Genomic DNA, 13,255 nt, shown 5'->3' with positions numbered 1-13,255 from the left:
TAGGGTATCAATCGGCCCGACGCAGCCGTCGCCGTATAAACCGCATCAGTCCCGGGCGAGCTGCGCCCGGCCGATCGCGAAAACCCGCCCGTCGCCGAGGAGATGCGCGTTGAAGCCCTTCGGGAACAGCCCCTCGATCGCCTTGTCGCGAACGTTCAGGCCGCCCGCATAGGCGCCGAAGGCCGGCATGACGAGGCGGCTGCCGTCGGTGACGAAGCAGCGGCGGCGCACCGCCCGGCCACGCATCGCGACCTTGCCGCAGGGATGAAGGTGACCGGCGATCTCGCCGGGGGCCGCCCCGGGGCTCGGCTCGTGGCGCAGGAGGAGACCGCCGAGCGTCAGCGCATCGGCGTAGCGGCCGCCGACGCCCTCGCTGACGGCGGCGTCGTGGTTGCCCGCGATCCAGACCCAGTCCCGGCCGTCCTGCAGCGCCGCCACCATGGCGCGGTCGCCCGGCTCCATGCGCTCGGGGCCCCGCGCATCGTGGAAGGAATCGCCCAGCGCGATCACCCGGGCGGGATCGTGGCGGATCACCGCCTCGTGCAGGCAGGCCAGGGTCTCGCGGGTGTCGTAGGGCGGCAGGAACTGGCCCGACCGGGCCGCATAGGAGGAGCCCTTCTCCAGATGGAGATCCGATACGATCAGCGTCCGGTGCTCCGGCAGCCAGAGGCCGCCGCACAGGTCGAGTACCAGGGTCTCGCCCGCGAGCTGAAGGGTCGGGTGTTTGGAAGTCTTCTCGAGTCTCAGGCCGGCCGCCAAGATCGCATCCTCGTCGTCGGGGGAGGGCGGATCATGGGTCAGGACAGAGCCTCTTGAAGAAGCTCCGCCTCGGCCTCGGCCAGGATCTCGTCGGCGCCCTCGCCGTAGACCCGCTCGCGCCCGATCTCGAGCATCACGGATACGGAGAGCGGCGAGACCCGGTCGAGAGACCTGTGGATGATTCGCCCCTGGATGCGCTCTAGCATCATGCCGAGGCGCCTCACGTCGAGGAGTCCGGTTGCCGCATCCTGCCGCGCCGCCCGCAGCAGCAGGTGGTCGGGCTGGTGCTTGCGCAGCACGTCGTAGATCAGATCGGTCGAGATCGTGACCGCCCGGCCGGATTTCTTCAGGCCCGGGTGATGGCGTTCGATCAGGCCGGCGATCACCGCGCATTGCCGGAAGGTGCGCTTCATCATCGCCGATTCATCGAGCCACGCCTCCAGATCGTCGCCCAGCATGTCGACCGCGAACAGGTCGCCGATGAAGTCCGGATCGAGGGCGGCACGCTCGGCGACATCGCGGGTCGTCCAGATCGCGATGCCGTAATCGTTGGCCGCGAAACCGAGTGGCCGCAGCCCGCCGCGCTCCAGCCTTCGGGTCAGCAGCATGCCGAGCGTCTGGTGGGCGAGACGGCCCTCGAACGGGAAGGCGGTCAGGTAGTGGCGCTTGCCCCGCGGAAACGTCTCGACCAGCAGGTCGCGCTCGCCCGGCAGGACCGAGCGGCGGCGCTGCTGCTGCAGGTACGCGCCGATCTGCTCCGGGAGCCGGTCCCATTCGAACGGATCGGCGATCAGCGCCCGGACCCGGGCAGCGAGGAAGGTCGAGAGCGGGAATTTCGAGCCGGCATAGGACGGGATCGCCGGGTCGGTATCGGGCGGGGCGCGGGTCACGAGGCACTCGTCCTCGGCAAGCCCTTCGAAGCGCAGGGTCTCGCCCGCGAACAGGAAGGTGTCGCCGACGGTGAGCGTCTCGGCGAACTCGTCCTCGATCTCGCCGAGCACCCGGCCGGTCTTTGGCAGGACCGTGCCGGGTTTTCCGCGGAGCGACCGGCCGAGGCGCACCCGCACCCGCGCCGCCTCGACGATCGTCCCGACATTCATCCGATAGGCCTGCGCGGTCCGGGCGTCGCGCACCCGCCAGAGACCGTCCGGCCCCCGCAGGATCTTGGCGAAGCGCTCGTAGGCGCGCAGCGCGTAGCCGCCGGTGGCGACGTAATCGACCACCTGCTCGAAGGATTCCCAGGTGAGGTCCGCATAGGGCGACGCCGAGACGATCTCGTCGTAGAGATCGAGGGGGTCGAAGGCATCCGCGCAGGCCATGCCGAGCACGTGCTGGGCGAGCACGTCGAGGGCGCCCAGCCTTGCATCGGGGGTGTCCTGCGCGGCCTCCTCGACGGCGTCGAGCGCCGCCTGACATTCCAGCATCTCGAAGCGGTTGCCGGGGACGAGATAGGCCTTCGACGGCTCGTCCATCCGGTGGTTGGCGCGGCCGATCCGCTGCATGATCCGGCTCGCGCCCTTGGGCGCGCCGACATTGACCACGAGGTCCACGTCGCCCCAGTCTATGCCGAGATCGAGGGTCGCGGTGCAGACGATCGCCCGCAGCTGCCCCGCCGCCATGGCGGCCTCGACCCGGCGGCGCTGCTGGGCGTCGAGCGAGCCGTGGTGGATCGCGATCGGCAGCGCATCCTCGTTGAGCCGCCACAGCTCCTGGAACGTGTACTCGGCCTGGAGGCGGGTGTTCACGAAGACCAGCGTGGTGCGGTGCTCCTTGATCAGCTCGTAGATCGCCGGCATCGAGTGCCAGGCGGTGTGGCCGGAGATCGGCAGCGCCCGGCCGAGGTCGAGCATGCGCAGGTCGGCCTTGGCGCCTCCCGCTACGGTGACGAGGTCGGCCATGGGGGGCGCGACCGGGCCCCTCTCCCGTGCGGGAGAGGGTTGGGGTGAGGGATGAGACGGTTCAGGATCAGGCACCGGATCGCCGCGCGTCTCGGGCGCGCCTCCTTCGGAGAGTTCTCGTCCCTCACCCTGTCCCTCTCCCGATCGGGAGAGGGGACCCGCGCGTGGCCCCACGACTGGGATGACCTTCTCCTCGTGCGACTTCGACGGTGCGTTCGGAGAGGGGGGAGCGGGAAGCGGGCCCTGCGGCACCAGATACTTCCGCAATTCATCCGGCTCGCGCACCGTCGCGGAGAGCCCGACCGCCGCGAGACCCGGGCTCAGCCGGTGCAGCCGGGCCATCGCCAGCGACAGCAGATCGCCGCGCTTCGACGTCACGAGCGCGTGCAATTCGTCCAGCACCACGCAGCGCAATCCCGAAAAGAACTCGGCCGCTTCGCGATGGGCGATCAGCAGCGCCAGCTGCTCGGGCGTGGTCAACAGGATGTCGGGCGGCCGACTGATCTGACGGGTGCGCTTATGGGCCGGCGTGTCGCCGGTGCGGGTCTCGACGCGCACCGGTAGATCCATCTCGGCGATCGGCGCATCGAGGTTGCGGGCGATGTCGACCGCCAGCGCCTTCAGCGGCGAGACGTAGAGGGTGTGGAGCCCCTTGGGCTTGAGCTTCTGCGGCCCGCGCTCCGCGAGAGCGACGAGGCTCGGCAGGAACCCCGCGAGCGTCTTGCCAGCCCCGGTCGGCGCCACCAGCAAGGCCGAACGGCCGGCCCCGGCGATCCGCAGGAGATCGAGCTGGTGCGGCCGGGGTGCCCAGCCGCGCGCGGCGAACCACGCCCGGAACCGCTCCGGCAGGATCTCCGCTGGATCGCTCAGGCGAGCGCCATCAGGAAGCGGTCGATCAACTCCAGGGCCTGCTCGCTGATCGGGCTCGGATAGCGGGCGAAGACGTGGCAGCCGCCGGGATAGATCGCGGTGTGGCCGCCATTGCCCGCCGCCGCCCAGCGCGCCGACATGTACAGCGTATCGTCGAGCAGGGGATCCCTGGTGCCGATCGTGAACAGAGCGGGCGGGAGCCCCTTCAGCTCGGCATAGATCGGCGACACGTCCGGCCGGCGGCGGTCGATCCCCTCGCGGACATAATCGTCGGCGAACCGCGTCAGGTCGCGGGTGTTCACGACCAAGCGCTCCTCGCCCCAGTTGCGCACCGACGGGGTGAGACCGAGGTCGAAGAACCCGGCATTGAGGTTGGCGCCGCGGAAGGCCCGCGTCAAATTGTGCTTGTCCCGCAGCCGCAGCAGCACCATCACGGCGAGCTGGGCGCCCACCGATTCACCCCCGATGGTCAGGGCGTTGATGCCGAATTCGGCCTTGCCGGGCCCGGCCAGCCAGAGGGCCGCCGCCTCGCAGTCGAGGAGGGCGGCCGGGTAGGGATGCTCGGGGGCCAACCGGTATTCCACCGACAGGGCGACGAAGCCGCAGGCATCGGCGATCCGCTCCAGCCAGGGATCCTGCTCGTCGGCCGCACCCCAGACCCAGCCGCCCCGGTGGATGTGCAGGTAGGCCCCGCGCAGCTTGATGCCCGCCTTGGGTTTGATCACGCGGAGCTTGAGCGGGCCGCCGGGCCCGTCGATCGTCAGCCACTCGGCTCGGGCGCTCTGCGGCATCGCGGGCGCGGCCTTCGTGCCGGCCCGACGGCGCGCGCGCACCTCTGCGATCGACAGCGACCAGGGATCGGGCAAGGCCGCGTGGGCAGCCACGATCTCGGCATTCAGCCGGGTGATCTCGGGATCGATCGTCGCCGGGTCGAACAGGGCGTGGTCGATCATCGTGCGTCTGGTCCCGTCGGCACTTCAAACCCCTCGGCAACGTGCGGCCCCGGGAGGTCTTCCCGCAACCTTCGCAACGCACGCCGGGCATTCCCCGGACGCGCATCCCGCCGCGCCGGACATCTTGGCGAGGTCATCGCCACTTGCCATGTCGAGAGCGCGGGAGAAATCAGCCAACGCTCGATCGCCCGACGGGTTTCGATGCGGTGTGATGTACTGGCCACGGTTCCGCCCGCTTCATCGTCGATCGAACGGCACAGAGTTTCACGAGGACACGATGCTCGTCGATCATCAGCGGCACCGGCGGGACGATACACACCATACGGTGCCGCCGGGCGCCTACGGGCCGGATTCCCCTCGCCCCCGGGACTCGGCGCTCCGGCGCTTTCTCGGCGGCTCGCCCGCCGGGGTGATGGCGCGGCTGCTGTTCCTGTCGATCCTGGTCGGCGCCTTCATGTCGATGCTCGGCGTGACCCCGGGGCGCCTGTTCTGGCACCTGTACGACTCGACCCGGGCGCTGCTGGAGGTCGGCCTCGCCTCGCTGCACGATTTCGGCGGCTGGATCGTCGCGGGGGCAATCGTGGTCGTGCCGCTGTGGTTGATAGCGCGGCTGTTCGCGGTCTCGCGCTGACCGGCAGCCCACGCGTCAGCGCGCGTTCAAGGGACGTTTGCGTCCGCGTGGGTTCACGAATCGTTCGCGCCCGCTAAGCTTGCGGCATGACGCCCGTGACCACGCGCCTGAACCGACCGACGCATCGCCGCGTGCTGGCGCTCGCCCTGCCGATGACGCTCGCCAACGTCACGACGCCGATGCTCGGCTTCGTGGGCGCGGCGGTGATCGGCCGGCTGGGCGACGCGGCTTTGCTCGGCGCCGTCGCGCTCGGCGCGGTGGTCTTCGACGCGATCTTCTGGTCCTTCGGCACCCTGCGCGTGGCGACCGCCGGGCTGACCGCGCAGGCGGTCGGCGCCCGGGATGACCGGGAGGTCGACCGGATCCTGGCCCGGACGCTGGCGGCGGGCGGACTGATCGGCCTCGCCCTCGTGGCCCTGCAGGGCTTGATCGGCCCGGTCGCCTTCGCGATCAGCGGGGCGAGCGACGCGGTGCGCGCCGGGCTCACCACCTATTTTCACACCCGCATCCTGTCGGCGCCCTTCGTGCTGGCGAATTACGGGGTGCTCGGCTCGGTGCTGGGCCGTGGCCGGACCGATCTCGGCCTGCTGCTCCACGTGGCGATCAACCTGATCCATATCGGGCTGACGCTCGCCCTGGTCCTGGGCTTCGCGTTGGGGCTGGCCGGGGCGGCGCTGGCCACCGTCTGCGCGGAGGCGCTGGGATTCGGGCTGGGGTTGATCGTCCTCGGGCGGTTGGGTTCGCATCCGTTCCGGGTGCGCCTGCGCGACCTGCGCGACGCCGCAGCCCTGCGCCGGACGCTGAGCGTCAACGTCGACGTGATCCTGCGGACGCTGGCGCTGATCACCGCCATCGTCCTGTTCTCGGCGCTCGGGGCCCGGCAGGGCGACGTGGTGCTGGCGGCGAATTCGGTGCTGTGGAATCTCTTCCTGATCTGCGGCTTCTTCCTCGATGGCTTCGCCACGGCGGCACAGACACTGTGCGGGCGCGCGGTGGGCGCCCGGGACGAAGAGGCCTTCCGCGCTTCGGCCATCTTGAGCCTGCGCTGGTGCCTGGGCTTCGGGCTCGGGGTGAGCCTGCTGTCGCTGGTTGGCGGCCCCGCCTTCATCGACTTCGTCACGACGAACGCACCGGTGCGCGAGACCGCGCGGGCCTATCTGCTCCTGGCCGCTTTGGCCCCGCTCGCGGCCGCGGCGCCGTTTGCCTATGACGGGATCTATATCGGGGCGACCTGGACGCGGGCGATGCGCAACCTGATGCTGTGCGCCCTGGCCTTCTACGGCGCGACGCTGGCGCTGGTGCAAGCGCTCGGCCTCGGCAATTTCGGGCTTTGGCTCGCCTTCGTGGCGTTCCTGGGCGCCCGGGGTGTCGGTCAGGCCGTCGCGTATCCGGCGCTCGCCCGCGCCACCTTCACGTCCGATGTCCCGCAATCGCTTCGGAATGCAGCCTGAGACGCCCTGTCAGCGCGGATCCTTCCACGTGGTGGCGACGGGGGCGGGCGCGTCTGCCGCTGCGGATCGTTTCACGGAAGGCGCCTCCCGCGGTACCGCGGCCTCCGCCCGGCGCTGGAGGGGTCGCCGCGAAGCCGCATTGCTGTCGCGGCGGCCGCGCCGCACGCGGCGGTGCCGCCGTTCCGTCGAATTGCCGACGAAGCCGCCAACCACAGCCCCCGCCACGGCACCGATCGGGCCGCCGACCAGCGCGCCCGCAACGGCCCCGGAGCCGACACCGAGTGTCGTCCGGCTCTGCGCGCCGGCCACTTCCGGCACGGCGAGCGCGCCGACCAGAACGAGGGCGGCCAGAACTTTGCGCATATCAGAGATTCCAGAATCCGAGATTTGAATACGGGCCGCCTTTAATCGCCTGAACATGACCAAACCGCGGCTTAGACTCCCGACAATTGAGGTCGTATCAAACCGGGGCGGAACTCACGAAACCGTACTTCTGGGGTGTGGCGCGCTGCGTGACGTGCTTTAGGGTGCACTGCAACGACGACGGGCCGCGCGAGCGGCCGCACGCGGGAGAAGCCCATGGCCCTGACGACCGACCTGCGCCTGCGCCGGAGCGTGCTCTACATGCCCGGCTCGAACCAGCGGGCGCTCGACAAGGCGAAGACGCTGCCGGTGGACAGCATCATCCTCGATCTCGAGGACGCAGTCGGCCCGGAGGAGAAGGAACTCGCCCGCACGCAGGTCTGCGCGGCTGTCAAAGGCGGGGAATACGGCAGCCGGGAGCTTGTGATCCGGGTCAACGCGCCACAGACCCCCTGGGGCGAGGCGGATCTCCATGCCGCCATCGAGGCCAAGCCCGACGCGATCCTGATGCCGAAGGTGTCGTCACCGGCGGTGCTGGAGAGCATCGCAGACCGGCTGGAATCCCTCGATGCACCGGACGACCTCGCGATCTGGGCGATGATCGAGACGCCCGCTTCGATCCTCAACATCCAGGAGATCGCCCGGGCCAAGCGCGATCCGCGCAACCGCCTGACCTGCCTCGTGCTCGGCACCAACGACCTCGCCAAGGACACCTGGGCCAAGATCGTGCCCGGCCGCGTGCCGATGCTGCCCTGGATAATGATGGCTTTGGCCGCCGCCCGGGCCGAGGGCCTGGCGATCCTCGACGGCGTCTACAACGACATCGCCGACACCGAGGGCTGCCGGGAGGAATGCCGGCAGGCCCGAGACCTCGGCTTCGACGGCAAGACCCTGATTCACCCGACCCAGTTGGAGCCTGCCAACACCTCGTTCGCACCGACCGAGGAGGAGGTGCGCCGGGCCAAGCTCGTGATCGAGGCATTCGAGCGGCCGGAATACGCCAAGCGCGGCGCGATCAAGCTGGAGGGCCGGCTCTACGAGCGCCAGCATCTCGGCGTGAACCGCCGCGCCGTGACCTGGGCGGAAGCCATCAAGGCGAAGGGGTTCTGAGGAGCGGGGCGGACGGTTGCGCGGGTCTGCCTCCCCCGCTGTAGGGGAGGAAGGGAGCAGACTGGTTATAGCGGCTGATTCGCACCGACCGCCGTAAACCGCGTCCGCTGCGTCCGCTCGTCCCGCGCCGTGACGGCGATGTGGCCCAGTTCCTCAAGCTCGGCCAACGCCCGCAGCACGAGCGCGTGCTCCACCGCGAAAGTCCGCGCGAAGGCACGGCTGTCGCCCGGCAGTCCCAGATCGAGCGCCGCCAGGAGGCCGGTTTCCAGGGGCTTCAGCGCCGGATAGGCCGCCGCGACCCGGTCGAGGGCCGCGACGAACGCCGCTTCCTCGGGCGATTCGCTCACGCCGCCGCGCGCGCCTCAAGCGTCACCAGCACCGATTTGGAGGTCGGCGTGTCGCTCTTCTCGCCGAAGGTCGAGAGCGGCACGAGCACGTTCAGCTCCGGATAGTAACCTGCCAGCGCACCGCGGGGCATGTCGAACGGCACGAGGCGGAAATCCTCCGCGCGCCGGGTAATGCCGTCGTCGTGCGTCCCGACGATGTCGACGCGCTCGCCGAGCCGGTCGCGGATCTCCGCGAGGTCTTCGGGATGGGCAAACACCACGCGGCGCTCGCCGTAGACTCCCCGGTAGCGATCATCCAGACCGTAGATCGTGGTGTTGTACTGGTCGTGGCTGCGGAAGGTCTGCAGCACGAAGGTGTCGTTCGTCTTCCGCGCCGCCTGATGCTCGGTCTCGGCCGGCAGGGCATCGGCGGAGAAATTGGCCCGGCCGTTTGCGGTCTCGAACACCCGCTCGGCCGCGAGATTGCGGAGCTTGAAGCCGCGTGGCTTGCGGACCCGGCTGTTGTAGTCGGAAAAGCCTGGGATCGTGGCGCCGATCGCTTCCCGGATCCGGTCGTAATCGGCCGCGAACCCGGCCCAGTCGATCGTCGCGGTACCGACCGTCGCCGCAGCGATGCCGGCGATGATGGCGATCTCCGAGCGCAACTCCTTCGAGGCCGGCTTGTTGATGCCGCCCGAGCCGTGGACCATACTCATCGAATCCTCGACGGTCACGATCTGGGTCTTGCCCTCCGCGTTCCGGTCGATCTCGGTGCGGCCGAGGCAGGGCAGCAGGTAGCCGACCGCGCCCGGCACGAGATGGCCGTGGTTGAGCTTCGTGGCGATGTGCACGGTGAGCCGGCAGGAGGCCAGCGCCTGCGCCACCACCGGGGTATCGGGTGTCGCCCGCAAGAAGTTGCCGCCGAGCCCGATGAAGGCCTTGGACGTTCCGTCACGCATGGCCCGGATCGCCGCCAGCACGTTGTGGCCGTGCCGGCGCGGCATGGCGACCCCGAAATGCCGCTCCAGCGCATCGAGGAAGTCCGCCGGCGGCCGCTCGTTGATGCCGACCGTCCGATCCCCCTGCACGTTGGAATGGCCGCGCACCGGGCAGAGCCCCGCGCCGGGTCGGCCGATATGGCCGCGCAGGAGCAGGAGGTTGGTGATCTCGCGGATCGTCGCCACCGAGTGCCGATGCTGGGTCACGCCCATGGCCCAGGTCGCGATGACCCGCTGAGCTCCGAGATAGACATCCGCCATCGCGGCGATCTCGTCCATCGTGAGGCCCGACTGGTCGAGGATCGCATCCCAGGCGGTCGCCTCGACGGCGGCGCGGTAGGCGTCGAGCCCCGCGGTGTGGTGCTCAACGAACGCCCGGTCGAGGAGCGAGGGCCGGCCGGCCGCCAGCGCCTCGGCGTCGCGGGCGAATACGATCTTGGCGATGCCCCGGAACGCCGCCATGTCGCCGCCGGAGCGCGGCTGCAGGTAGTGACTGGCGATCGCGCCGCTCGAACCGCGCAGCATCTCGACGGTGTTCTGCGGGTCGGCAAAACGCTCCAGCCCGCGCTCGCGCACCGGGTTCAGCACCACGATCTCGGCGCCGCGCTCGGCTGCCCGGCGCAGGTCGCCGAGCATGCGCGGATGGTTGGTGCCGGGATTCTGGCCGACGCAGAAGATCGCATCCGCCTTCTCGAAATCCTCCAGCAGCACCGTGCCCTTGCCGATGCCGATCGCATCGACGAGGGCCACGCCGCTGGCCTCGTGGCACATGTTCGAGCAGTCGGGGAAGTTGTTGGTCCCGTAGGCGCGGGCGAACAGCTGGTAGATGTAGGCGGCCTCGTTCGAGGCGCGGCCCGAGGTGTAGAACTCGGCCTGATCCGGGTGGTCGAGCCCGCGGAGTTCCGCGCCGATCTCCGCGAAGGCCTCGTCCCAGCTCACCGGCAGGTAGCGGTCGCTCGCCGCGTCGTAACCCAGCGGGTGCGTGAGGCGACCCTCGCCCTCGAGGGCGTAGTCGCTCCAGGTCCGCAGCTCGGTGAGGGTGTGCTTGGCGAAGAAGGACGGCGGCGCGCGCTTGTCGGTCGCCTCCCAGGAGACGGCCTTCACGCCGTTCTCGCAGAACTCGAACGACGAGCCGTGCTCCGGGTCACCCCAGGCGCAGCCGGGGCAATCGAACCCGTCGGGCTGGTTCGCCTTCAGCAGGGCGCGGGCGCCCGTCAGGGGTGCGCGGCTGCTGAGCAGGTGCTTGCCGCAGCTCTTCAGAGCACCCCAGCCGCCGGCGGCGGAGGAGCGCTTGGAAGACCCTTCAGACTGGGCCATGAACCGTCCTGGAATTGATGACGCGAGCGATCTCGCAACCGCGAGATAAGCGTGTCCGCGCCGCCCTCACAATGGCGTGCGCGCGCAGGCCCCTCATGCACGGGACACAGGCTAAACGCCCGTTGTGCAAAGTTTTTCTAAGGAAAGGTCAAAGGTATTTACGCGGCCCGGGCGAGGTCTTCCGCATCGCGGCCAACCAACGCGTCGAGTCGCGTCACGCCCGCCCGGTTCATCCGCTCCAGCAACCCTGCCTTGATGCGCCCGACGAGACCCGGCCCGTCATACACCAGGGCCGAGTAGAGCTGCACGAGGCTCGCGCCGGCCAGGATCTTGGTCCAGGCGGCCTCGGCCGAGTCGACGCCGCCGACGCCGATCAGCGGGAGGTCGGTGCCGAGGCGCAGCCGTGCCTGGGCGAGCATCCGCGTCGCCGGCCCGAACAGGGGCCGGCCCGAGAGCCCGCCGGTCTCCCGGGCGAGCCCCTGCTCGACGAGGCTGGAAGGGCGCGCCACCGTGGTGTTCGAGACGACCAGCGCCTGCACGCCCCGGCGCCGGGCGGTCGCGCAGACGGCGTCAAGGGCGTCCGGCGCCATGTCGGGGGCGATCTTCAGCAGGATCGCCGCGGATGCGCCGGTCGCGTCCCGGGCCTCGACCGTGCGGGCGAGCAGATCGTCCAGGAACGCCTCGCCCTGGAGATCGCGCAGGCCCGGCGTGTTCGGCGAGGATACGTTGACGGTGACGAAATCGACCAGCGGCGCCAGGGTGGATGTGCACGCCGCGTAATCGCCCAGGCGATCGGCCGACTCCTTGTTGGCCCCGATATTGACGCCGACGATGCCGGGCCGGCCGGCCCGGGCGCGCAGGCGGGCGGCCACGACCGCCAGCCCCTCGCTGTTCAGGCCGTAGCGGTTGATCACCGCGCGGTCGGCGGTGAGACGGAAGACCCGCGGCTGCGGATTGCCCGGCTGAGGCTGCGGCACGACGCCGCCGACCTCCACGAAGCCGAAGCCCAGGCCGAGCAGCGCGTCCGGTACCCGCGCCCCCTTGTCGAAGCCGGCGGCGAGCCCGACCGGATTGGGAAACCGGCGACCGAGGAGTTCGACGGCCAGACGCGGATCGTCGTCGGGCCGGCGTCCGTCCGGCATCAGCGCGAGGGCGCGCAGGGTCAGATCGTGCGCGCGCTCCGCGTCGAGGCGGTGGAGCAGCGGCCGGACGAGCGGAAAGACGGCGCCGATCATGCCGGCAGGAGCCCGGCCGGGAAGACGTGGCGGCCTTCCGCATCGCGGGGCAGCGCATCTACCGATTTCACGGCATCGAGGAGGAGCGGGCCGTAGAGATGCGGGAACAGATCGCCGCCCCGCGACGGCTCGTAACGCAGGGCGTCGCCAAGAGCTTCCGCGTCGACAGCGACCAGGAGCAGATCGGCCTGCCCGGCGAAGTGGCGGGCCGCCGTCTCGGCCGCCTGCGCCGCGGTGGAGAAGTGGATGAAGCCGTCCTGGCGGTCGATCGGGGCACCCTCGAACCGCCCCGCGGCCTCGGCCTCACGCCACAGATCACGCGGACAGATCTTATAGATGAGCGCCATCGAAGCTCCCCGAACCGTGGCGTGGATAGAGGTGCCGCCGACCTGCGGCAACACCGAGACGCCCCGCGATTCGAGGAGCGATTGCAATCTGCCGCCTATAGTTCTACTTTCCTACGACTAGGCGGCGCGTCATAGAGCAACGTCCGGGCCGGAGTGTCAGGCCTCGGCCGCGGCAAGTCTGATGTTTCCGTGCGTAACCGCGGGGTGCCGGCCCTGCCCGGCGGGATATCGTCTCCGTGCCCCTACGACGGTCAGCCTCAAGCTGGCAGGATGGAGGCGCCGGCCCGCTCACGGTGAAGCCTTCGAGTCCGCCATGCTGTCGCACGAGCAGATCTGGAACGCCATCGACCGGCTCGCCGAACGGCACGGTTATTCGGCCTCGGGCCTTGCCCGCCGGGCCGGACTCGATGCGACGAGCTTCAACCGCTCCAAGCGCGTCGGTGCGGACGGGCGCAAGCGCTGGCCCTCGACGGAATCAGTCTCGAAGGTTCTGGCGGCGACCGGCTCCAGCCTGGACGAGTTCCTGCGGCTGATCGAGGCGCGGGAGATCCCGGCCCGCACCATGGTCCCGCTGATCGGTCTGACCCAGGCCGGCGCCGGTCGCCTGTTCACCGATGAGGGCATGCCCACCGGCGGTGCCGGCTGGGAGGAGATCGAGTTCCCGGATCTCGGCGAGGAGCGCGCCTTCGCGCTGGAGATCCAGGGCGATTCGATGATGCCCCTGTTCCGCGACGGCGACGTACTGATCGTCTCGCCGACCGCCAGCGTGCGCAAGGGCGACCGCGTCGTGGTGCGGCTGCACGGGGGCGAAGTGCTGGCCAAGGAACTGAGGCGGCGCACGGCCCGGACCGTGGAGCTTGCCTCTCTGAACCCTGAGCACGCGGACCGGGTCCTGAACCTCGGCGAGGTCGCCTGGATGGCGCGGGTGATGTGGGTGCGGCAATAGAGACCTTCGGCCCGACCGAAGGCCGCGATCGTCACCGACGGCTTGGCCGCG

Annotated in this window: 12 protein-coding genes; 4 read left to right on the top strand and 8 right to left on the bottom strand. The window is 70.1% G+C overall.

Annotated elements, in window-relative coordinates; all coding sequences use genetic code 11:
* Positions 1 to 45: 45 nt before the first annotated feature.
* From pdeM to MKK84_RS05190, 3 genes are read right to left on the bottom strand one after another with little or no spacing between them, the layout of a single operon-like run.
* On the bottom strand, positions 46 to 759 hold the full coding sequence (gene pdeM / locus MKK84_RS05200) for a ligase-associated DNA damage response endonuclease PdeM (RefSeq protein WP_243917168.1): 714 nt from the start codon (positions 757 to 759) through the stop codon (positions 46 to 48).
* A gap of 38 nt (positions 760 to 797) precedes the next feature.
* Complete coding sequence (locus MKK84_RS05195) at positions 798 to 3,527, bottom strand: ligase-associated DNA damage response DEXH box helicase (protein ID WP_243917250.1); 2,730 nt, start codon at positions 3,525 to 3,527, stop codon at positions 798 to 800.
* On the bottom strand, positions 3,524 to 4,480 hold the full coding sequence (locus MKK84_RS05190) for an alpha/beta hydrolase (RefSeq protein ID WP_243917166.1): 957 nt from the start codon (positions 4,478 to 4,480) through the stop codon (positions 3,524 to 3,526). Before MKK84_RS05190 ends, MKK84_RS05195 begins: the two co-directional genes overlap by 4 nt.
* 277 nt (positions 4,481 to 4,757) lie before the next feature.
* Between MKK84_RS05190 and MKK84_RS05185 the strand changes: the two genes are divergently transcribed.
* Entirely contained in the window at positions 4,758 to 5,111 is a 354-nt protein-coding gene (locus tag MKK84_RS05185; RefSeq protein ID WP_243917164.1) for a DUF6460 domain-containing protein, read from the top strand.
* 86 nt (positions 5,112 to 5,197) lie between these two features.
* Entirely contained in the window at positions 5,198 to 6,562 is a 1,365-nt protein-coding gene (locus MKK84_RS05180; RefSeq protein ID WP_243917162.1) for an MATE family efflux transporter, read from the top strand.
* Between the two features lie 9 nt (positions 6,563 to 6,571).
* Here MKK84_RS05180 and MKK84_RS05175 read toward each other — a convergent pair whose 3' ends face one another.
* A complete protein-coding gene (locus tag MKK84_RS05175) occupies positions 6,572 to 6,925 on the bottom strand; it encodes a hypothetical protein (protein WP_243917160.1) in 354 nt (117 codons plus the stop codon).
* A 216-nt stretch (positions 6,926 to 7,141) separates the two neighbouring features.
* Between MKK84_RS05175 and MKK84_RS05170 the strand changes: the two genes are divergently transcribed.
* The gene (locus MKK84_RS05170; RefSeq protein ID WP_243917158.1) at positions 7,142 to 8,035 is read left to right on the top strand and encodes an HpcH/HpaI aldolase/citrate lyase family protein; all 894 of its coding nucleotides are present in this window, start codon (positions 7,142 to 7,144) and stop codon (positions 8,033 to 8,035) included.
* 65 nt (positions 8,036 to 8,100) lie between these two features.
* Here MKK84_RS05170 and MKK84_RS05165 read toward each other — a convergent pair whose 3' ends face one another.
* The 4 genes from MKK84_RS05165 to MKK84_RS05150 form a co-directional block, all read right to left on the bottom strand.
* The gene (locus MKK84_RS05165; protein ID WP_243917156.1) at positions 8,101 to 8,382 is read right to left on the bottom strand and encodes a hypothetical protein; all 282 of its coding nucleotides are present in this window, start codon (positions 8,380 to 8,382) and stop codon (positions 8,101 to 8,103) included.
* Positions 8,379 to 10,676 (bottom strand): FdhF/YdeP family oxidoreductase, encoded by a 2,298-nt coding sequence (locus MKK84_RS05160; RefSeq protein ID WP_243917154.1) that lies wholly within the window; start codon positions 10,674 to 10,676, stop codon positions 8,379 to 8,381. The genes MKK84_RS05165 and MKK84_RS05160 overlap by 4 nt, the downstream gene beginning before the upstream one ends.
* Positions 10,677 to 10,834: 158 nt before the next feature.
* Positions 10,835 to 11,911 (bottom strand): quinone-dependent dihydroorotate dehydrogenase, encoded by a 1,077-nt coding sequence (locus MKK84_RS05155; protein WP_243917146.1) that lies wholly within the window; start codon positions 11,909 to 11,911, stop codon positions 10,835 to 10,837.
* The gene (locus MKK84_RS05150; protein ID WP_243917144.1) at positions 11,908 to 12,258 is read right to left on the bottom strand and encodes a DUF952 domain-containing protein; all 351 of its coding nucleotides are present in this window, start codon (positions 12,256 to 12,258) and stop codon (positions 11,908 to 11,910) included. The genes MKK84_RS05155 and MKK84_RS05150 overlap by 4 nt, the downstream gene beginning before the upstream one ends.
* A 313-nt stretch (positions 12,259 to 12,571) precedes the next feature.
* On the opposite strand from MKK84_RS05150, the gene MKK84_RS05145 reads away from it, so the two are divergent.
* On the top strand, positions 12,572 to 13,204 hold the full coding sequence (locus MKK84_RS05145; protein ID WP_243917142.1) for a helix-turn-helix transcriptional regulator: 633 nt from the start codon (positions 12,572 to 12,574) through the stop codon (positions 13,202 to 13,204).
* Positions 13,205 to 13,255 lie beyond the last annotated feature (51 nt).

The organism is Methylobacterium sp. E-065 (assembly GCF_022829605.1).
Lineage (GTDB): Bacteria > Pseudomonadota > Alphaproteobacteria > Rhizobiales > Beijerinckiaceae > Methylobacterium.
Note: the sequence above shows the minus strand (reverse complement) of the source record. Positions and strands in the feature narration are given on the sequence as shown.

Bases quoted from the DNA above. Each gene is read 5' to 3' on its own strand.
- MKK84_RS05190 (WP_243917166.1), bottom strand. From the start codon at position 4,480: ATGATCGACCACGCCCTGTTCGACCCGGCGACGATCGATCCCGAGATC.
- MKK84_RS05185 (WP_243917164.1), top strand. From the start codon at position 4,758: ATGCTCGTCGATCATCAGCGGCACCGGCGGGACGATACACACCATACG.
- MKK84_RS05180 (WP_243917162.1), top strand. From the start codon at position 5,198: ATGACGCCCGTGACCACGCGCCTGAACCGACCGACGCATCGCCGCGTG.
- MKK84_RS05175 (WP_243917160.1), bottom strand. From the start codon at position 6,925: ATGCGCAAAGTTCTGGCCGCCCTCGTTCTGGTCGGCGCGCTCGCCGTG.
- MKK84_RS05170 (WP_243917158.1), top strand. From the start codon at position 7,142: ATGGCCCTGACGACCGACCTGCGCCTGCGCCGGAGCGTGCTCTACATG.
- MKK84_RS05160 (WP_243917154.1), bottom strand. From the start codon at position 10,676: ATGGCCCAGTCTGAAGGGTCTTCCAAGCGCTCCTCCGCCGCCGGCGGC.
- MKK84_RS05155 (WP_243917146.1), bottom strand. From the start codon at position 11,911: ATGATCGGCGCCGTCTTTCCGCTCGTCCGGCCGCTGCTCCACCGCCTC.
- MKK84_RS05150 (WP_243917144.1), bottom strand. From the start codon at position 12,258: ATGGCGCTCATCTATAAGATCTGTCCGCGTGATCTGTGGCGTGAGGCC.
- MKK84_RS05145 (WP_243917142.1), top strand. From the start codon at position 12,572: ATGCTGTCGCACGAGCAGATCTGGAACGCCATCGACCGGCTCGCCGAA.